The organism is Chryseobacterium turcicum, from assembly GCF_021010565.1.
GTDB lineage: Bacteria > Bacteroidota > Bacteroidia > Flavobacteriales > Weeksellaceae > Chryseobacterium > Chryseobacterium turcicum.
Map to the genome: position 1 here is coordinate 539,484 of NZ_JAJNAY010000002.1, position 19,672 is coordinate 559,155.

The 19,672-nt window shown below is 33.6% G+C and carries 18 protein-coding genes; all 18 read left to right on the forward strand.

What is annotated here, in order from left to right; all coding sequences use genetic code 11:
* The first annotated feature begins 79 nt into the window (after positions 1 to 79).
* The 18 genes from LO744_RS17245 (at position 80) to LO744_RS17330 (ending at position 19,349) form a co-directional block, all read left to right on the forward strand.
* A complete protein-coding gene (locus LO744_RS17245; RefSeq protein WP_230671575.1) occupies positions 80 to 451 on the forward strand; it encodes a winged helix-turn-helix transcriptional regulator in 372 nt (123 codons plus the stop codon).
* An 11-nt stretch (positions 452 to 462) separates the two neighbouring features.
* Positions 463 to 2,841, forward strand: coding sequence for a M1 family metallopeptidase (locus LO744_RS17250; RefSeq protein ID WP_230671577.1), 2,379 nt, complete (start codon positions 463 to 465; stop codon positions 2,839 to 2,841).
* Between the two features lie 154 nt (positions 2,842 to 2,995).
* Positions 2,996 to 3,274, forward strand: a complete 279-nt coding sequence (locus LO744_RS17255; protein WP_066681821.1) for a co-chaperone GroES — start codon at positions 2,996 to 2,998, stop codon at positions 3,272 to 3,274.
* A 57-nt stretch (positions 3,275 to 3,331) separates the two neighbouring features.
* Entirely contained in the window at positions 3,332 to 3,688 is a 357-nt protein-coding gene (locus LO744_RS17260; protein ID WP_230671579.1) for a four helix bundle protein, read from the forward strand.
* 108 nt (positions 3,689 to 3,796) lie between these two features.
* Positions 3,797 to 5,422, forward strand: a complete 1,626-nt coding sequence (gene groL, locus LO744_RS17265) for a chaperonin GroEL (protein ID WP_230671581.1) — start codon at positions 3,797 to 3,799, stop codon at positions 5,420 to 5,422.
* 226 nt (positions 5,423 to 5,648) lie between these two features.
* Positions 5,649 to 6,239: a DUF6624 domain-containing protein gene (locus tag LO744_RS17270; protein WP_230671583.1), complete on the forward strand. Its 591-nt coding sequence runs from the start codon at positions 5,649 to 5,651 to the stop codon at positions 6,237 to 6,239.
* Positions 6,240 to 6,419: 180 nt separating this feature from the next.
* Positions 6,420 to 7,346, forward strand: a complete 927-nt coding sequence (locus LO744_RS17275; RefSeq protein ID WP_230671585.1) for a Kelch repeat-containing protein — start codon at positions 6,420 to 6,422, stop codon at positions 7,344 to 7,346.
* Between the two features lie 369 nt (positions 7,347 to 7,715).
* Positions 7,716 to 9,152 carry a P-loop ATPase, Sll1717 family gene (locus tag LO744_RS17280; RefSeq protein ID WP_230671587.1) on the forward strand — a complete coding sequence of 479 codons (1,437 nt, stop codon included), beginning with the start codon at positions 7,716 to 7,718 and terminating at the stop codon, positions 9,150 to 9,152.
* A gap of 129 nt (positions 9,153 to 9,281) precedes the next feature.
* Positions 9,282 to 9,872, forward strand: coding sequence for a hypothetical protein (locus LO744_RS17285; protein WP_230671588.1), 591 nt, complete (start codon positions 9,282 to 9,284; stop codon positions 9,870 to 9,872).
* A gap of 706 nt (positions 9,873 to 10,578) precedes the next feature.
* Entirely contained in the window at positions 10,579 to 11,121 is a 543-nt protein-coding gene (locus LO744_RS17290) for a hypothetical protein (protein ID WP_230671590.1), read from the forward strand.
* A 217-nt stretch (positions 11,122 to 11,338) separates the two neighbouring features.
* Positions 11,339 to 11,887 (forward strand): hypothetical protein, encoded by a 549-nt coding sequence (locus tag LO744_RS17295; RefSeq protein WP_230671592.1) that lies wholly within the window; start codon positions 11,339 to 11,341, stop codon positions 11,885 to 11,887.
* Positions 11,888 to 12,043: 156 nt separating this feature from the next.
* Positions 12,044 to 12,844 carry a 4-hydroxy-tetrahydrodipicolinate reductase gene (gene dapB / locus LO744_RS17300; RefSeq protein WP_230671594.1) on the forward strand — a complete coding sequence of 267 codons (801 nt, stop codon included), beginning with the start codon at positions 12,044 to 12,046 and terminating at the stop codon, positions 12,842 to 12,844.
* Positions 12,845 to 12,937: 93 nt separating this feature from the next.
* On the forward strand, positions 12,938 to 13,381 hold the full coding sequence (locus tag LO744_RS17305; RefSeq protein WP_230671595.1) for a hypothetical protein: 444 nt from the start codon (positions 12,938 to 12,940) through the stop codon (positions 13,379 to 13,381).
* Between the two features lie 154 nt (positions 13,382 to 13,535).
* Complete coding sequence (locus tag LO744_RS17310) at positions 13,536 to 14,255, forward strand: DUF2071 domain-containing protein (protein ID WP_230671597.1); 720 nt, start codon at positions 13,536 to 13,538, stop codon at positions 14,253 to 14,255.
* Between the two features lie 42 nt (positions 14,256 to 14,297).
* Positions 14,298 to 15,149: an aminoglycoside 6-adenylyltransferase gene (locus tag LO744_RS17315; RefSeq protein WP_230671599.1), complete on the forward strand. Its 852-nt coding sequence runs from the start codon at positions 14,298 to 14,300 to the stop codon at positions 15,147 to 15,149.
* 431 nt (positions 15,150 to 15,580) lie between these two features.
* Positions 15,581 to 16,222, forward strand: coding sequence for a GntR family transcriptional regulator (locus LO744_RS17320; RefSeq protein ID WP_230671601.1), 642 nt, complete (start codon positions 15,581 to 15,583; stop codon positions 16,220 to 16,222).
* Between the two features lie 118 nt (positions 16,223 to 16,340).
* Positions 16,341 to 18,206: a serine hydrolase gene (locus LO744_RS17325; protein WP_230671603.1), complete on the forward strand. Its 1,866-nt coding sequence runs from the start codon at positions 16,341 to 16,343 to the stop codon at positions 18,204 to 18,206.
* Between the two features lie 75 nt (positions 18,207 to 18,281).
* Complete coding sequence (locus LO744_RS17330; protein WP_230671605.1) at positions 18,282 to 19,349, forward strand: alpha/beta fold hydrolase; 1,068 nt, start codon at positions 18,282 to 18,284, stop codon at positions 19,347 to 19,349.
* Positions 19,350 to 19,672: the final 323 nt, after the last annotated feature.

Genomic DNA, 19,672 nt, shown 5'->3' on the forward strand with positions numbered 1-19,672 from the left:
GATAATATTTTAACTTTACAGCATCAAAAGTAACAACATCAAGCCCTGCTGTCAAGTAGGTAAGAAAAACATACTCAGTATGAATTTTAATACTAATTCTGATAATGAAGTCGTTAACTGCACAGAAAATTTTATTTTTTTGGCAAATAATTGCTACGCAGAACACGCTTTAAAGATAATTAATGGAAAATGGAAGATTTCCCTGATAAAAATTATCGCTAATGAATGCCCAAAAAGATTTGGGGTTCTGAAGCGAGAATTGGATAATTTAGCACAGGGAACATTGAGCACAATTTTAAAAGAATTAGAAAATGACGGTCTTATTTTAAGAGTTGCTTACGCTGAAATTCCTCCGAGAGTAGAATACAAATTAACAGAAAAAGGGATTGCCTTTTTGCCTATTATAAAATCAATGGAAGACTGGTGGTTAGCTTTTCCTGAAAACAATTAAAAATATTAGCGATGAAACTAAAAGTAACGGCACTTTCGGTCTTTCTATATGTAGGTGTTTCTGCACAAAACATTCAAAACAATCCGGGGAGTAACCACGGAAACAGATTTGAACAGTTGGGTACGATTCTTCCTACTCCCAATGTTTACAGAACAGCTTCGGGAGCTCCAGGCCAGGCATATTGGCAAAACAGGGCAGATTACGACATCACCGCATATCTTGATGAAGACAAAAGAAATCTGAAAGGTTCGGAAACGATTACGTATCACAATAATTCACCCGATGATTTAGATTATATTTGGCTTCAGCTGGACGAAAACCAGCAGTCAACAGTAAAAAAAGCCGACTATCAGTTCTCATCTACTCTACCTAAATCTTTAAATGACCAGCAATTAAAGACCACAGATCTTCCCGCAAAAGATAACGGTCTTGGTGTTAATCTGGAAAAAGTAACCGATGCTTCAGGAAATCCTTTGAAATATACCATCAACAAAACGATGATGCGTATTGATTTGCCTAAAGTTTTAAAAAAAGGCGAAAAATTAGTTTTTAAAATCGATTGGAATTATAATATCCCGAATCGAATAAAAATGGGCGGTCGTGGCGGTTACGAAAATTTCGCAGAAGACGGAAATGACTTGTACACCATCACGCAATGGTTTCCAAGAATGTGCGTGTACAGCGACTTTCACGGATGGCAGAATCATCAGTTTACAGGAAGAGGCGAATTTGCTTTAGTTTTCGGAAATTATAAAGTTTCGATAAATGCTCCGGCTGATCACATTATTGGAGGAACCGGAGAATGTAAAAACTACGATCAGGTTTTATCATCAGAACAATTATTAAGATATAAAAAGTCTCAGACTTCAAATGAGCCGGTAGAAATCGTAACATTAGATGAAGCTAAAAAAGCAGAAAAAAATCATTCTAAACAAAGAAAAACTTGGGTTTTTGAAGCCAAAGATGTAAGAGATTTTGCATGGACCTCTTCAAGAAAATTTGTTTGGGACGCCATGGGGGTTACCATTCCTGAAAATAACAATAAAGTAATGGCGATGAGTTTCTATCCAAAAGAAGCTTATGGTCTGTACAGAAAATATTCAACAAAGGCGGTTGCTCATACCATAAAAACGTATTCAGAATTCACGATTCCATATCCTTATCCTGTAGCACAGTCTGTAGAGGCAGCCAACGGAATGGAATACCCGATGATTTGTTTCAATTTCGGAAGAACCGAAAAAGACGGAACCTATTCTGAAGGTACCAAAAACGGAATGATTGGTGTAATCATCCATGAAGTAGGCCATAACTTTTTCCCGATGATCATCAATTCAGACGAAAGACAATGGAGCTGGATGGATGAAGGTTTAAATACATTCACAGAATATTTAACCGAAGAAAAATGGGACAATAAATTCCCTTCAAAACGTGGTCCGGCGTGGACGATTGTTGATTATATGAAGCTTCCGAAAGATCAGTTGGAGCCGATTATGAGTAATTCTGAAAACATTATCCAGTTTGGTCCGAATGCCTATTCAAAACCTGCAACAGGATTGAATATGCTTCGTGAAACGATTATGGGAAGAGAGCTTTTCGATAAAGCTTTTAAAACGTATTCTAAAAGATGGGCTTTCAAACATCCTGAGCCTGCAGATTTTTTCAGAACGATGGAAGATGCAAGCGGCGAAGATTTAGATTGGTTTTGGAGAGGTTGGTTTTACGGAACAGATCCTGTAGATATTGCGATTGATAAAGTAACCATCGCAAGTCCGGATTTCAATATCATTTCTGAATCTGCAGACGGAAAGTATAAAGTTGAAAAACCTTTACAGAGCGATTTTGAGGATATTTCAAAAATTAGAAACAAAGAAGATAAAACGATTGCTTTTGAAGTAGAGAAAGATAAAGATTTACAAGATTTTTATTACCGCTATGACCGTGGTCAGGAAAAAGTAGATACCAATAAAGAATACACTTTAAAAACAGAAGGAAATGTAGCTTTAGACAAAAAAGAACAGGAAAAGCTTAAAAACATCAATGCTTATCAAATCGACTTTGTAAATAAAGGAGGTTTGGTAATGCCGGTAATCCTTGAATTCACTTTCGAAGACGGCTCAAAATTAAGAGATAAATCATCAGCACAAATCTGGAGACATAATGAAAAGAAAATTTCAAAAACTTTCTATTTCGATAAAAAACTAAAATCAATTCAGCTAGATCCGATGAGAGAAACGGCAGACATTGACACTTCAAATAATTTCTGGAGCAATGACGGAAGCACTTCTGAAGTTTCAAAATTCCAGGTCTTCAAAGAAAAACAAAACGGCGCCGTGAGAGGAGGCGCCAATGGAAAAGTAAACCCAATGCAGGCAGCGGGAAAGAAAAACTAAAATTTAATCAAAAAAGTTCACTTCTAACAGTGAACTTTTTTTCTGCCAAAATTTCACATTCCCATTTCAAAAGTCTGCCAAAATTTTAAAAACCCCTTCTTGGCATACAATTAGAGACTTCCAACACAGAAATAATTAAAAAATAAAACATATTATGTCAGTAAACTTTAAACCATTAGCAGATAGAGTTTTGATTGAGCCGATTGCTGCAGAAACGAAAACAGCTTCAGGAATTATTATTCCAGACACGGCAAAAGAAAAACCACAAGAAGGTACAGTTGTAGCAGTAGGTCCTGGTAAAAAAGACGAGCCAACAACAGTACAGGTAGGTGACAAAGTTCTTTACGGAAAATATTCAGGTTCTGAATTAAAACTAGACGGTAAAGATTTCTTAATCGTAAAAGAAGCTGATTTACTAGGTATCATCGGATAAACCGATGCTTCTTGCTATTGGCTTTTGGCTCATGGCGTGACGGCAGATTAAATTAGTATGAGAGATTTTAAAAAATTTGAAGTTTGGCAACTAAGTCATCAATTGACTTTAAAAATCTACACTTCAACCAAGAACTTTCCTAAGGAAGAATTTTTTGGATTAACCTCTCAAATCAGAAGATCATTCGCTTCAATTGGATATAATATTTCGGAAGGAAGTGGAAGAAATTCAGATAAAGAATTTGCTAATTTTATCAATATTGCATTAGGTTCGTCAAATGAAGCCGAAAACCAATTAATTCTTGCTAAAGATTTGGATTACATTAACGAAAATGATTACCAAAATTTTTTAACAGAATTAATCATCTTAAAAAAGAAGCTTGTAACCCTTTGGAACAGGCTCAACGGAAAATAGCTTTTAGCTTCTAGCTGATTGCTTTAAAGAAATAAAATCAAATATTAAATCAAAAACGCGAATCGCTAAAAGCCAAAAGCCAAAAGCAATTCGCCAAAAGCAAATATTATGGCAAAAGAAATAAAATTCGATATTGAATCAAGAGACGCTTTAAAAAGAGGAGTTGATGCATTGGCTAATGCAGTAAAAGTAACTCTAGGACCAAAAGGTAGAAACGTAGTAATCGAAAAATCTTTCGGTGCACCTCACGTTACTAAAGACGGTGTTTCTGTTGCAAAAGAAATCGAACTTGAAGACAGAGTAGAAAATATGGGAGCGCAGATGGTAAAAGAAGTCGCTTCTAAAACTAATGATATTGCAGGAGACGGTACGACTACCGCTACTGTTTTGGCACAAGCTATCGTAAGAGAAGGTCTTAAGAATGTAGCTGCTGGTGCTAACCCAATGGATCTTAAAAGAGGGATCGACAAAGCAGTAACTGCTGTTGTAGCAAACCTTAAAGAACAATCTAAAACGGTTGGAGATTCTACAGAAATGGTGAAGCAAGTCGCTTCTGTTTCTGCAAACAACGACGAAACAATCGGATCTTTGATCGCTGAAGCTTTCGGAAAAGTAGGTAAAGAAGGGGTAATCACGGTAGAAGAAGCTAAAGGTATCGATACAACAGTAGATGTTGTAGAAGGTATGCAGTTTGACAGAGGATACCAGTCTCCGTATTTCGTGACTAACCCTGAAAAAATGTTAGTTGACCTTGAAAACCCTTATATTCTTTTAGTAGAGAAGAAAATCTCTTCAATGAAAGAATTGCTTCCAGTTTTGGAGCCTATCGCTCAAAGTGGAAAATCTTTATTAATTATCTCTGAAGAAGTTGAAGGTGAAGCTTTGGCAACTTTAGTGGTAAACAAATTAAGAGGTTCTCTTAAAATTGCTGCTGTAAAAGCTCCAGGATTTGGAGACAGAAGAAAAGCAATGTTAGAAGATATCGCAATCTTAACAGGTGGTACCGTAATCTCTGAAGAGCAAGGTTTCACAATGGAAAACGTATCTCTAGATATGTTGGGAACTGCTGAGAAAGTATCTATCGACAAAGACAACACAACAGTTGTAAACGGTGGTGGTGACGAAGCTAAAATCAAAGGAAGAGTTGCTCAAATCAAAGCTCAGATGGAAACGACTACTTCAGACTACGACAGAGAGAAATTGCAAGAAAGACTAGCTAAATTAGCAGGTGGTGTTGCAGTTCTTTACGTTGGTGCAGCTTCTGAAGTTGAAATGAAAGAGAAAAAAGACAGAGTTGACGATGCACTTCACGCTACAAGAGCAGCAGTTGAAGAAGGTATCGTTGCTGGTGGTGGTGTTGCTTTTGTAAGAGCAATCTCAGCTTTAGAAACTCTTCAAGGTATTAATGCTGACGAAACTACAGGTATTAAAATCGTAAAAAGAGCCATCGAAGAGCCATTAAGACAAATCGTTGCTAACGCAGGTGGTGAAGGTTCTGTAATCGTTGCTAAAGTTGCGGAAGGAACTGGAGATTTCGGTTACAACGCTAAAACTGACGAGTATGTACACATGCTTGAAGCAGGGATCATCGACCCTACGAAAGTAACAAGAGTTGCCCTTGAAAATGCAGCTTCTGTTTCTGGAATGCTATTGACAACTGAATGTGTAATCACTGAAGTGAAAAGCGCAGAACCTGCTATGCCAATGGGCGGTGGAATGCCAGGAATGATGTAACACGGCGCGGTCAGCGACCGAGGTAATTTAATATATAAACCGTTCTGCTTTTGGCGGAACGGTTTTTTTTTGAAATTAGATTGTAAAGAAAAAAATGTTTTTGATGATTTAATATCTTTGAAATAAAGTAAAAAAATCTTCGTCAATCTACATAATTTGAGGTGGATATGCGCTATGATATAGCGGGTATAAGCAAGTTATTTGTAATATAAACCAAAATATAGAAATGAAAATAAAAAAAATAGTATTCAGCATATTAGCCGCTCTTGTTTTAATCATATCAATATTCCTTTATATGAATAGAGATAAATTTGTCTATGTAGGTTCAGTAGATATTATTGAAGTCGATTGCAGCAAAAAACGTCAAATCTTGAGCGAAGTTTTAGAAAGTGACCAAAGGTTAAGAAGATCAAATGACTTCATCAAACTCGCTAAAGAAGATCATAGGAATCAAGAATTAGTGGTTAGCATAATTGAAAAGTGTGGTATGCCAACATTAAAGGAGGTGGATCAAAAACAAATGGATGCAATCTGGTTAGTACTACAACATAGTGAGAAAAAAATCAGAAAAAAATATTTTCCACTAATAGAGAAAGCGGTAAAAAATGGAGATATACCTAAACAGGAATATGCCTTGATGAAAGATAGGATGTTAATGGACGAAGGAAAACCTCAAATATATGGTTCACAAATAAAAAATGGTAAATTTTATAAATTAGAAAATCCTGAAACGGTGAACGAAAGAAGAAAAGAAATGGGACTGGAACCCATAGAGGATTATTTAAAGAGATTCAATCTTCAGTTCAATCCGAATTAAAATCTAAAGGCTGGTGCGAGCGTCTCGCTTGTAACCACAAACATAAAAACCGCTCCCATCCGAGCGGTTTTTCCATTCCAAAATGAATTCGATATCTCCTATTTCCAATCCATCACTTTTCCCTATATTTAAAACATATTTTTCTCCACAGAAATCAATTAAACCCAAACCTCAACGTCATTGAAAACAAAATTAGTACTCCTTTCACTTTTCGGTTTATGTTTAGCCAATGCACAAACCCTGAATTTTAAACATCTTTCGGATATGTCTATGCGAAGAGGAGCGATAAGCAGTACCATTATAGATGACAATATCTATGTGAGCAATGGGTATAAAGATACAGATGGTAATGCCACTATCATTGAAAAATACAGTATTAAAGATAACCGTTGGAGTATCATCAATTCTACTTTGCTTCCTAAAAGATTCGCCAATTCGGAGACTTACGATAATAAAATTTATATTTTTAACGGTTGGGGAAACAGCCATCTTGAAATTATAGACCTTGAAACTCATAAAAAAACAAAGGGAGCGGTTAACCGTACCTACACAGGAAATGCAGGTTCTGCCATCCATAACGGAAAAATTTATACGTTCGGAGGAAGTGGGCTAAACAATGCCGCCACCACTGTATTTTCTGACAGGTTTCAATACTATGACATTGCTTCAGACACATGGCATTCATTACCGGATATGCCCACCGCCAGAGAAGCAAGGGGCAAAATTGTGAATGATAAGCTTTATGTCATTGGTGGTTTTAACGGTACTTCATCCCGCTTGGTGAATGTGTATGACCTCAACAAAAATAGATGGACAGAGCAATACACGATGCCTGCTGCGATATCCGGTCATTCATTAGCGGTATCGGGTCATAAGATTTTTATTGCAGGCGGTTATAATAATCAAAATTTTCTGGCCTATTTTGATACAGAAACCAATAAATTACATCAATTATCATCCAACATGATTCCCAGACGACACGCAGCTGCGGAAATATATAACAATAAATTATACATCATGGGTGGAAGTACAGCCACCTCAACCAAAACAGCGATAAAAAGCATTCAGGTTGCGGATATTAGCCAAGAAGCACTTTCCGCTAAATAAACGAATGAAGATGTATTTAAATCAAAAGTTTATCCTTGAAAAGTAGCTTCAGTTTCTGGAATGTTATCAACAGTAGAATGTGTAATCACAGAAGTGAAAAAGCGCAGAACCAGCAATGCCAATGCGATTTGGAATGCCAGAAATGATGTAACGCGGCGTGTCGCCGAGACAATATAAAATCAAAACCGTTCAGAGATTTTTCTGAGCGGTTTTTTGTTTTATGGTTTTCCGTAAGGAAATAGTATATTTATATTTTATATTTAACGATTGCCAAATAGATAGCTAAAAAACAACACTAGCGCAATTATGTATTGACGCAATGCATAAATTTGGTTTTTAGGACAACATTACACAAAAACTAATCGCAAAATGAATAAAACACTAGAGAGTATTTCTGAAAATTGGAAACTTGAAGCTAAATTAGAAAATAATCAAAAATACTTTTTTAATTATGATGAAGTTAATAAAATTATTAATAAAGACAAATGTTATGTAATTGGCAGAAAAGGTTCAGGTAAGTCTGCCATATGTGAACATATTGTAAAGTTAGATAATCCAAATACGTATTCAGTAAAATTAAGTTTTAAGAATTTTCCATTTAATGAATTATATGGATTAGATAATCATAAATATACAGCACCAAATCAATATATAACATTGTGGAAGTATTTAATATATTCTCATATTTGTAAATTAATGATTAAAAATGATTCAATTCATTTCGGCATCAGATCAGAATTGGAAAAATTATATCCTCAAAGTACAACTAGTAATTTATCTCGTACAATTAGTAAATGGACATCATTTGAATTTGGAGCTACGGTTTTTGGTAATGGAGGCTCCTTAAAAGTTGGAAAAGAAAATCTTAAAAATGAAAATAATTGGATTGAAAAAACTAATATTCTTGAAGATGTAATTTTAGAGTATTGTGATCACTCATATTATTTTATAGTCTTTGATGAATTAGATGAAGATTATCGAAATATACAGGACAATGAAACTCCAGAAAGTTATATTTTTTTATTAACAAGTTTATTCAAAGCAGTACAAGACATTAAATCAATATTTTTAGAAAAAAATCCAAATATAAAACCTATTGTTTTTTTAAGAGACGATATATACACTCTTATTAAAGATTCCGACAAAAATAAATGGAGAGATTTTAAAATAGAAATAGAATGGAATGAAAGTAAGCTAAAAAATTTATTAGCATTTAGGATTTCAAAGGATTTTAATGATAAAAATCCCCCGATTAGTTTTCAACAAGCTTGGGACAAAATATTTTTCAGAGAGCAAATTGGATTTGGTAATAAACAACAAAAGAAAATACATTCATTTGATTTTATAGCACGAAACACTCATCTAAGACCTAGAGACTTTATTCAATATATTCAGACCTGCTGCGAGGAAACTCATAATAAAAAATTTGATTACATTAGAGAAAGTAACATTAAATTTGTTGACAGGGCATTTTCTAATTACTTAAAAGAGGAAATTATTGATGAAATATATCCTATTTTACCAGAAATAGAAACATACTTCCAAATTTTCTCCAATATTAGAAAATGGAATTTTAGCATACAAGAGTTTACAATTGAGTATAACAAATACCTAACTGCAGGAACAATTAAAGAACAAAATATAGATTTTGTTTTAGACACATTATTTAATTTCAGTGTTATTGGGAATCAGCATATGTATAAACAAGACATTCACTTTTTTAAATATTTACATTCAAATATGACATTTAATAGAAACGAAAATATTGTAATACATAGAGGTTTATTTAAAGCTCTACAATTGTAACATAACCCGCTATCGCAGATTTCCAATCCGTGACCTTTAATGCAAAAAAAAATCTACGCTATCAAAATATTCTAAACCGTTCCCATTTCCAGAGCGGTTTTTTATTAATTTTACAGTCAACAATACATTATGGGTTATATAGAAACGAAAATTGATGAGGCCTTTATTACTACTTTCCTGCTTCCGAGAGAAAAGGTAGTGACCGATTTTTTAATGAATGTTTTGAGTTCGCAATATCAATTCAGAGAAGATGATAGAAAGATAGAAGTAATCAGTTTGTATTATTACGCTGCCAATCCTTTGGCTTTTCTATTTGCTTTGCCCAATTATGAATATTACGCTCCAGATAAAACCACTCAAATTGCAGAATTGCATTTGAAAGACCATTCTTTGGAAGACTACTCCTATTTTGATGTTCAAGAGTTGTGTAAAACGGTTTTGAATAAAAATAATATCGATTATTCAGCCTATCTCAATCATGAAAATCATTTAGATTTTGCTAATTATTGGGAAAATCAAAACGGATTGGAAATTGATTTCATTAAAAACTGCTGGAAAACTGCTAAAGAAAATACCCGCTCAAAAATGATTGGATTTTTAGAGTCATCAGACAATTCCGCCGGAATATTTGATTTAGACCATGGTTTTGAACTTCCATTTGAAATAGAAATTGATGAATATTTAAAATCCAGAGGCCATCTGATTAATAAAGAAATTTAATTTGATAAAAATAATTGTGAATGTCCGTCTTTAAGCATAACGCTAAAATCAGCAGTCGTTTTGTCATTACTGAGTAATCTCAACACACTGAAAATAACTCAGTTTAGATTAACTTCGTCGAACCACTACGTTAGGTTTCCTGCGGAATGACAAACAAACTGTTAAAAATTAAGTTATTATTAATTACGGACATTCATAAAAATAATTTTCATATTGCTACGATGCAATTTTATATTATCGCAATGCAGAGTAACATTCTTCCGTTGTAAAACAACATTCTTGTGATGTAAGTTCACATTTTTACGATGTAGTTTCACATTCTTCCGTTGTAAGTTCACATTCTTGCAATGTAAGTTTACATTCTTTCGATGTATTTTCACATTCTTCCATTGTAAGTTCACATTCGTACGTTGTAACTTCACATTCTTGCGATGTAAGTTTACATTTTCACGATGTAGTTTCACATTGGCACGATGCAATTTTATATTATAACAATGTAGAGTAATATTCTACCCCATGTCGCAGATTTGTAATCCGTTACTTTTCCTCTAGACTGGTGCAGTGTCTCGCTTGTAGCTATAAAAATGCAAAACAATCTTAATCTAGCAGATTTACAATCCGTGACTTTTTATTATCTTTAAAACTCTATTTTCTGCCAATTTAAAACTAAATAATCAACAGAAAATCAAATAAAAAAACAAAAACTATGACCAAGCAATTAAAATTTGCAGTTGTACTATTAGTAACAATTGCAAGTATGAATCTAAACGCTCAGAAAAAATCAACTGTAAAATCTACAAAACCTTCGACTGAAAAAGCAGCAGCTAAACCCACCAAACAGGAAACCATAGATTGGATTGGAGGAAAAATGAAAGAAAATTTAGCGGGGACATTAGGTGATTTCAGACACTTTGTTTCTTACAGTAATGGCATTTTTGTCTACAAAAAAGAAGCTAAAATGAATGAATGGTATTTTACAACAATCGATTTAAACACAGTTAAAGGAATGAATAATGAATATTCAAAAGATTTTTATATAACTGGGAAAAAATTAGTCAATACCGTATTGGAAGGAAAAGAGTATGGCACTGAAAAAGATTTTTTATCCATTAGCGGACCTAATTATAATGACTACTCTGCCCCTTTCAATTTTACAGCTGACCAAGCTTTAGTTGATAGATTAAAAAAAGCATTTGCAACATTAGTTGAATACAATTCAGAAAAAAAAGGAGCTGACGAAAAATTTTAGCCCACGCTCGTACAAGCATCTCGCTTGTACCCACAAAAATTCAAAACCGCTCAATTCCCAGAGCGGTTTTCTTTGTTTTAAATTATGATTTCCTCCAAGGAAGTAGTATATTTAGATTTCAATTTAATCATTAACAAACAGGTCACTACAATAAAAACAGCATAGCGCAATTGTATATTGGCGTAATGCGGAAATTTCACACAAAAACAGTCAATAAATGAATTTTAGATATATAATATTATTCTTTTTAACATTTAGCCTCTTCCATTCTCAAACCATTGATGATAATTTAGTTTTATGGAATCCAAGCAAAAAATTAACCATTGATGATTTTGGAATTAAAACTACAAAAGAGAATGAACAACTATCTTATGGACAATTTTCTATCGATTCAAATATCAAAGGATTTGACTTTCTAACAAAGAATTTTAATAAAAAAGTAAGAAATTACTTCATTAAATCTGCATCATGGATTAATACAACAAAAGATGTAGAAATATCACTTAAATATCAGCAAACAGTTTTTGATATTAGTGAAATTTATGCAAGAAATTTTAGAAAAGAACTAAAAAATAAGAGAAAGCAGATTCTTAAAGGATTCGAGATATTGGATGAATTAAATCAAAAATCTGCAACTGATTTTTCAAATAGAAGATTGCAGTATAATAACGAAACTAATTATGGAAGAATTGCAGATAAACAAATTGAATGGGAAAAGCAGATACAAAAGGAATTAGAGGAAAGTAAAGAGTATTCATATCAATAAAAACTTCTGCTAACATTGTATTGGCAAAATGCGAAACTAAAGTGCTACGATTCAATATTAAAGCAAAAAAAATCATCAAGCGTCAAAACCTTAGCGTCCAAACACTCACAAAAACAGACGACAGAAAATTCCGCATATATCAAAACAAATAAAAGTATGATAAAAGTATTTATAGCTGGAGCCACTGGCTGGGCAGGTTCAGAATTGAGCAAAGGAGTCTTCAATAACAAAGATATGCAACTGGTAGGAGCATTATCAAGAACACATAAAGGGAAGAACTTAGCAGACGTACTAGATCTTGGAAAGTCTGATATTCCAATTTTCGGAGATATTGAAACGGCATTATCAGAAACAGACTTTGATGTTTTAGTGGATTATACACGTCCTGAAATTGGAAAGAAGAATATTATTGCAACGATTCAAAAAGGCAGAAGTGTAGTAGTTGGCACTTCGGGATTGACCAACAAAGACTATGAGGAAATAGAGAAAATAGCCCTCGAAAATAATACTTCAGTACTGGCAGTAGGGAACTTTGCCATGACGGTTGTTTTACTTCAGAAATTCTCAGAAATGGCAGCTAAGTATATTCCCAATTTTGAAATTATTGACTACACTCACGAAGATAAGATTGACAGCCCGAGCGGTACTGCAAGAGAACTAGCTTACAGGCTTTCGCAAATCCAAAAGCCAACGGTACACGTTTCCAGCGAAGAGCTGGTTGGTCAGAAAGAAAGTCGTGGCGCAAACTTAGATGGCGTACAAGTACATTCTATAAGACTTCCGGGGCACGTGATTTCTATCGAAACCATTTTCGGGCTTAAAGATGAAAAGCTTATTATCCGCCACGATTCCGGAGCAGGTGCAGAGCCCTATGTAAAAGGAGCTTTACTTGCCATAGAAAAAGCAAGAACATTCACAGGCCTAAAACGAGGATTAGATACTGTAATGGACTTTTGAAAAATAGTCTAAATAAACAATTAGATTACCAGAACCCTAACAAGATATTGGCAAAATGCTGAAATTTGGTTGTTAGCAACAATCGTTTCCAAAATGACCTCAAACATAAAAAAAATAATAATTAAGACATTGACATTATTTGGAATAATGCCTGCATTATATTTATTTGGAATTAGTTTAATTTTTCTATTTACTCTATCTTCTGACTTATTGAAAAATCCAACATTAGATGATTTAATTATGATAATATTAATACTTTTTGGAATTTGTGGATTCGTTGGATTATCCATACAATTAGTATCAAATGTGTATGAGAAAGTAAAATTAAAAATTGCTTTATTATCTTTAAGTATAATTGGATACTTCAGCTTCTTCACTTTTACAAACGGATTGCAATCTTGGACAAATATATTTGACAGTTTTAAGAATTTTAATGAAAATTTCTTTGAACTATATTTTATATTAGCTCCAATAATTATATCAATTATTTTAGTTGGAATAAATCTCGAAATACAAAAAAACAACAACTTACGCTAACAAAGTATTGCCAAAAGCAGGGCAAAAGTAATTCTATTCAGCTTTTTGTTTATATTTGAACTGAGGATTTCTATTGAGCAGCGCTACAAAAATTCCCGCACTTCAGCAATACCCGAAACGTGAGCAGCAATGCTAACAGAACTCTCGAAACAAAATGAAAATACCAACAATACACGGAATTATTGAAAGACGAATGCTCATAAACTATGTTGCAGAGCCCGAGTTCGTAGCTAAGATTTTACCAAAACCTTTTCGACCAAAACTTTATAATAACAAAGCCATCGTTGGAATTTGCTTAATCAGACTTAAAAATATTAAACCTAAAGGCTTGCCAAATTTTCTCGGAGTAAATTCTGAAAATGGAGCTCACAGAATTGCTGTTGAATGGGACGAAAACGGAGAAACTAAAGAAGGCGTTTTTATTCCGAGAAGAGATACATCATTAAAACTGAATGCAATTGTTGGAGGAAAAATATTTCCTGGAAAACATTATTTAGCAAAATTCAATGTCTTAGAACAAAACAATCATTTTCATTTAGACTTTACAAGTTCGGACAATACAACTATCGAAATTGATGCAAAACTGTCCGACAAACTAAACGAAAATTCTATTTTCCAAACACTAGACAATGTTTCGGAGTTCTTTGAAAAAGGCTCGATAGGATATTCACCAAACGGAAAAGATTTTGACGGGCTACAATTAGAAACTTACAAATGGGAAGTAAAACCTCTTGAAGTAGAAAACGTAAAATCAAGTTTTTTTGAAGACAAAGACATATTTCCAGAAGGAAGCATAAAATTTGACAACGCTATTTTAATGGAAAACATTGAACACGAGTGGAAATCTTTGAAATCAATAAACCACCGCTGCTAGCATGGCATTGCCAAAACCTTCGCCCTAATTCTCAAACCAACGATGCAAACAGAAAAACCAAAAAAGAAAATTCTACAACTTGCCGAAAATGATGAAAGAATTAGAGCGGTCATCTTAAACGGTTCAAGAGCAAATCCCAACGTTTGTCCTGACCAATATCAAGATATTGATATTGTTTTTATCGTTAATGATTTCAATTCATTTTTAAATGACAGAAGTTGGATTAAAAAGTTAGGAAAACCTATTTTACAACAACTTCCGGATGAAATGGAATTAGGAAAAGATGTCAATCAAGACAATTTTTCTTTTGCGTTTTTAATGATTTTTGAGGAAGATTATAGAATTGACCTTACATTATTTCCTTCAGATAAATTTGAATCTCATTTTAAAACCGACAGTTTAACGTTTGTTTGGCTAGATAAAGACCATCGGTTTGAGAAGCCATCAAAGCCATCTGATAAAGATTATCATATCAAAAAACCTAGTCAACGGGAATTTACGGAAGTTTGCAATGAGTTTTGGTGGACGATTACCAATGTTGCAAAAGGACTAAAAAGAGAAGAGATAATCTACGCAAAAGATATGTTGGAAAATGTGGTAAGACCTATGTTTTGGCAACTTATCGAATGGAATATAGGCAACGAACACGAGTTCCAAATTTCACTTGGAAAATCAGGAAAGTTTGCCAAGAAATTAATACCCGAACCACTTTATGAAAATATTTTAAAAACATATTCAGATTCAAATATTGAAAACAATTGGAAGGCATTGCTAATTATGGTAAAGATATTTACCAACGAACAAAATAAATTAGGAAAAGCGCTCAAATTTCAAATTAATACAACTGAAGCCGAAAACTCTAGAAAGTATATTCAGAAAATGAGGGAAGAATAAGGAAAACTATATAGAACAAATGAATATTACAATAAAGTTGTTTAAACTAATTTTCGTTTAACCGCAAAAGAGAGGCAAAAGATATTTGAAATGTACATGATTAGATATTCAAAGCTCTCAAAAGAATAAAAATCAAAGATTTTTGAAAGCTTATGTGTTCTTTTTTCATTTTAAATATAAGCTTTAATAGAAATATCTAAATCTTTTGTGCCTTTTGTGGTTAAATAAAAAGTTTAAACAAGTTTAATATCAATGTTTGGAAGTTTTGGAAATGCTCTCACTCTTTTGCAATCGCATTGCTCATACAGACAGTATAAAACCGTTCAGTTCCCAGAGCGGTTTTTAATTTAAAACAAAAACATTTACAGATATAATCATACTCCATCAAAAATCGCTATGTTTGCATATTGTATACAATATGCAATTAAAATATGATCACACAAGAATCTTTAAAAAGTCAAATCATAAAAGCATTGTGGCAACTTATCATTGATGGCAAAATAATGCCCAACGAACCGATGCGCGAAATACAACTAACAGAATTGCTAAACATCAGCCGAACGCCACTCAGAGATGCACTTCAGCAACTAGAATGGGAAGGAATTGTAATTTCTGAACCTAGAAAAGGATATCGATTAGCCCAATTTTCGGAAGATGATATTTATGAAATTTATCCTTTGAGAGCAAAATTAGAATCTTTTGCTTTGGAGTTATCGGGTATTCCTACAAAAAAAGTGTTGGAGGAACTTACTCAGATTAATGTGAAAATCATCAATTCTAAATCGCCTAGAGAAGTGGTAGAATTAGATGAACAATGGCACATTCTCATGATTTCAAACTGCCCCAATCAAAGGTTATTAAAAATGATAAAAACATTGCATCGCCAGTCTCAACGCTATGAGTACGCTTATATGGCAATGCAAAAAACAGTCGAAAAATCTAGCAATCAACACGAAAACATTATCCTTCAACTACAAAACGGTCAGCTTCAAAAAGCTACAGAATTATTGGCTGAAAATAATGTAGTCGGCATGGATACACTTATTAAGTGGTTAAAATGTGATAACCAATGAAATTGCAGCATTGACGGTAATTTTTCCAGCAATAAAGCATTCAACAACTAATAACGCAAGAAAATGACAACAAGCATTAAAAATTGCGAGTCAGCCACTATATAAAAAACTAAAAAAAATGAAAACTACTTGTACAGAAACTATTTATAATCCAAAAATTATAGTATTTCTACTACTATGCCTTTCTCTGACGGGATATGGGCAAAACAAAAAACAATATAAAAAACAGATTGATTCAACGTTTGATAGCCTGAAAATTACCGCAGAAAAACTAATGAAGCAAAAAAAGCTTAATGGGCTAAGCGTTGCTGTTTTTGAAGATTATAAAGTAATCTGGACAAATCAATGGGGAGTAAAAGAGGCTGTTTCAGCTGAGAAAATCGATGTGAATACAGCATTTTCTACAGCTTCAATATCCAAGCCCATTACAGCAATTGTATGTGCCATTCTGGAAGAGAAAGGGCTAATTAACTTAGACGATCCTATCTCAAAATATATTAAAAGATGGGAGTTGCCAAAAAGTGATTTCACAAAAAATACCGAAGTGACCTGGAAACATCTTTTGTCACATACTGCGGGAACATCACAAGGTGGATTTCACGACTATTATGAGGGTGATTCTATACCTACTATTGTGCAAAGTTTGAATGGAATATTGTTGCCAAGAACCAAAGAACCTATTAAATTTCTTTTTAAGCCGGGTACCAACTGGGAGTATAGTGGTGGCGGTTATGTGATTGTACAGCTTGCCCTGGAAGATCATTTACATAAGCCGATGTCAGCAATTGTAAAAGAATACCTGCTCGACCCTTTGCAACTTAAGAACTCAACGATGATCCAACCCAATGAAAAAGGATTTCTGACTAATATTGCCAAAGCACACAATGATAATGGAGAAATAATAAAAACGGGAATCCCCATCACGCCACAGGTAGCGCCATCAGGCCTATGGTCTACCCCTTCCGACCTTGCTGCTATAGCTATAGAAATGCAAAAAGCTTTAATGGGAAAGGGAAACAAAGTTATTTCTACCAACGTTGCCAGAAAAGTTACGGATATTGTGACACTTATGGGTCCCAGAGGCTGGGGATATGGATGGCAGCGTAGCATAGGCTTTGGAAATCAGGAATGGTTTTTCCACGATGGGGCAAATACGGGCGTGGGCGGAGATGTCTTAGCGAATATGAATAATGGCAGCGGCATTATCATTTTGGCAAACGGAGACAAACCCAACAGGTATCCTTTGATGAGCTACGTCAAAAACAAAGTGTTCAGCACTCTCGACTGGAATCTTCCAAAAGATAAAAATAAAGTACAAAAAGTACCAGAAAATTTAGCGAAGGCTGTTAGCGGTGTCTATACCGAATTTCTTTTTGGCTATAACGGAATCGGGATGAATACAATTTTTCAGGAAAACAATGCATTATACATCAATTCACAGGTTCTAAAGCAAGATATAGGAATTGAAAAAAACAAAACCTATTACATTGGTGACCAAACGTTTATGATTGACAACTATCCGAATCTCATCCGTTTTGACATCAATAAAAACAATGAGTTGACGGGGATAACAATTTTAAAAGACCAAAAAAAGCTAATCATTCCTATGGACAAACTTAAAACTGTAGAGACAAAATTATATGATGCTTTTAGCAATAATGATTTTACCAAAGCTTTGGTCTTATACGGGCAATTAAAACTAGAATATCCAGCTTTTAACTTTGAAAATGCTCTGAATAATTTAGGATATCAGTTTTATGCAGAGAATCAACGCGAAATTGCTTTCTATGTTTTCAATCTTAATGTAAAAGAATTCCCAATGTCGCTCAATGTATATGACAGCAGGGCCGAATATTATTTTAACCATAAACAATATACATCAGCGAAGAAAGATTATGAAAAATGTATTGAATTAAACCCTAAAAATACCAATGCTAAAGAAATGCTTCTTAAAATCAATCAAATTTTATCTACTAAGAAATAATTTAAAACACTCATCAATAATTACAAACAACCTATTTTATAAATTTTACAATTAATTAAAATCAATTATCCCTCAATGAAAAAACTAAACTTTATCCTTTTCTTATTTTTATCAATCTCGATTTTTTCACAAAAAAATGATCCCGTAGACACAGAGTTTTTTATCCCGATAGAAAAATCAAACCTCTACACAAGAGTGGTTGGGAATCCTGACAAACCTATTATTATAACGCTTCACGGCGGACCAGGTGCATTTAATGTCGATCACGAATTTTATAGAGACGTCTTCGAAAAAGATTATTTAATGGTTTATTTTGACCAAAGAGGAAGCGGAAAATCAGACGAATGGAAAGATAAATCGATGTTGACCACAGACCAATTTGTAAAAGATTTAGACCTTGTAGTAGATTATATCAGAACTAAATATCCCAACAAAAAAATAAATATTCTGGGCTCTTCTTGGGGCGGCATGTATGGTTTTTTGTATTTGATAAAACATCAGGAAAAAATCAATGCATTCATCAGTAATTCTGGGACTGCCAACATCCGACACAATAGTCTTGCATTAATAAAACATGAAAAGCAACTAGCCAATCAACTCATCAAAAAAACCAATGACCCAGTTAAAATAAAACGGTATAATGAAATCTTAAAAGAATTAGACGTTATAGAAAAAAGTGGATTCAAGAGTTTCTTTAATGATATGAATACGATAAGATATGTATTTCCAAAAGAATTAGGATTTGATGTGTATTGGGCGCAACCTAACAAGAAAGGGAAAGTTGAAAAGCTTTTGAAAGACCCCGATTTCTATACCCGAAATAAATATACGCCTGAACTGATAGAACAATCTATGGCAAGATTTGAGTACATCAATGAAGTATTTCATGGTCAGGAAGCCTACAACAATCTTAATATCTTGGATGAACTTGCGGTGATTAAAACACCAACTTTAGTGCTTCAGGGAGATTTGGACTATGCTATTGGGATAGAATCTGGCAGAATGATTTATAAAGCACTCAAAAATGTTCCTAAAAAGGATAAAGAATTGGTCTACATCAAAAACGCATCGCACAACGTACCAGCAGAAGAACCCGAAATATTATACAATGCATTGACCTCTTTTTTTATAAAGCATAATTAATACGAATTAAATATCAACAGCATCTGTTTTTCTTTAACTTACGTAACTAATAAACCGTTCAATTTCTGAGCGGTTTTTTAATTAAAAGAATTCTTTAAGTTTTGGATTTAAAATTACAAATCGGCGAAATTTAAATTGGTTTTGATTATACTTTCCTGATAATTTATTAGCCCATATTTTCAATTCCACAATTTTGTTTAACTTAGTTCCGTTGAAAAAAGCTACAGCTTCTTGCTGAAAGCGGTTTTTGAGAGAATAGGAACTTTGGTTTTGAATTTTCGAAAAACCACAAAGTCTTAGCGACAATAATAAAAAAATCCCTC

Bases quoted from the DNA above. Each gene is read 5' to 3' on its own strand.
- LO744_RS17245 (WP_230671575.1), top strand. From the start codon at position 80: ATGAATTTTAATACTAATTCTGATAATGAAGTCGTTAACTGCACAGAA.
- LO744_RS17250 (WP_230671577.1), top strand. From the start codon at position 463: ATGAAACTAAAAGTAACGGCACTTTCGGTCTTTCTATATGTAGGTGTT.
- LO744_RS17255 (WP_066681821.1), top strand. From the start codon at position 2,996: ATGTCAGTAAACTTTAAACCATTAGCAGATAGAGTTTTGATTGAGCCG.
- LO744_RS17260 (WP_230671579.1), top strand. From the start codon at position 3,332: ATGAGAGATTTTAAAAAATTTGAAGTTTGGCAACTAAGTCATCAATTG.
- groL (WP_230671581.1), top strand. From the start codon at position 3,797: ATGGCAAAAGAAATAAAATTCGATATTGAATCAAGAGACGCTTTAAAA.
- LO744_RS17270 (WP_230671583.1), top strand. From the start codon at position 5,649: ATGAAAATAAAAAAAATAGTATTCAGCATATTAGCCGCTCTTGTTTTA.
- LO744_RS17280 (WP_230671587.1), top strand. From the start codon at position 7,716: ATGAATAAAACACTAGAGAGTATTTCTGAAAATTGGAAACTTGAAGCT.
- LO744_RS17285 (WP_230671588.1), top strand. From the start codon at position 9,282: ATGGGTTATATAGAAACGAAAATTGATGAGGCCTTTATTACTACTTTC.
- LO744_RS17290 (WP_230671590.1), top strand. From the start codon at position 10,579: ATGACCAAGCAATTAAAATTTGCAGTTGTACTATTAGTAACAATTGCA.
- LO744_RS17295 (WP_230671592.1), top strand. From the start codon at position 11,339: ATGAATTTTAGATATATAATATTATTCTTTTTAACATTTAGCCTCTTC.
- dapB (WP_230671594.1), top strand. From the start codon at position 12,044: ATGATAAAAGTATTTATAGCTGGAGCCACTGGCTGGGCAGGTTCAGAA.
- LO744_RS17305 (WP_230671595.1), top strand. From the start codon at position 12,938: ATGACCTCAAACATAAAAAAAATAATAATTAAGACATTGACATTATTT.
- LO744_RS17310 (WP_230671597.1), top strand. From the start codon at position 13,536: ATGAAAATACCAACAATACACGGAATTATTGAAAGACGAATGCTCATA.
- LO744_RS17315 (WP_230671599.1), top strand. From the start codon at position 14,298: ATGCAAACAGAAAAACCAAAAAAGAAAATTCTACAACTTGCCGAAAAT.
- LO744_RS17320 (WP_230671601.1), top strand. From the start codon at position 15,581: ATGATCACACAAGAATCTTTAAAAAGTCAAATCATAAAAGCATTGTGG.
- LO744_RS17325 (WP_230671603.1), top strand. From the start codon at position 16,341: ATGAAAACTACTTGTACAGAAACTATTTATAATCCAAAAATTATAGTA.
- LO744_RS17330 (WP_230671605.1), top strand. From the start codon at position 18,282: ATGAAAAAACTAAACTTTATCCTTTTCTTATTTTTATCAATCTCGATT.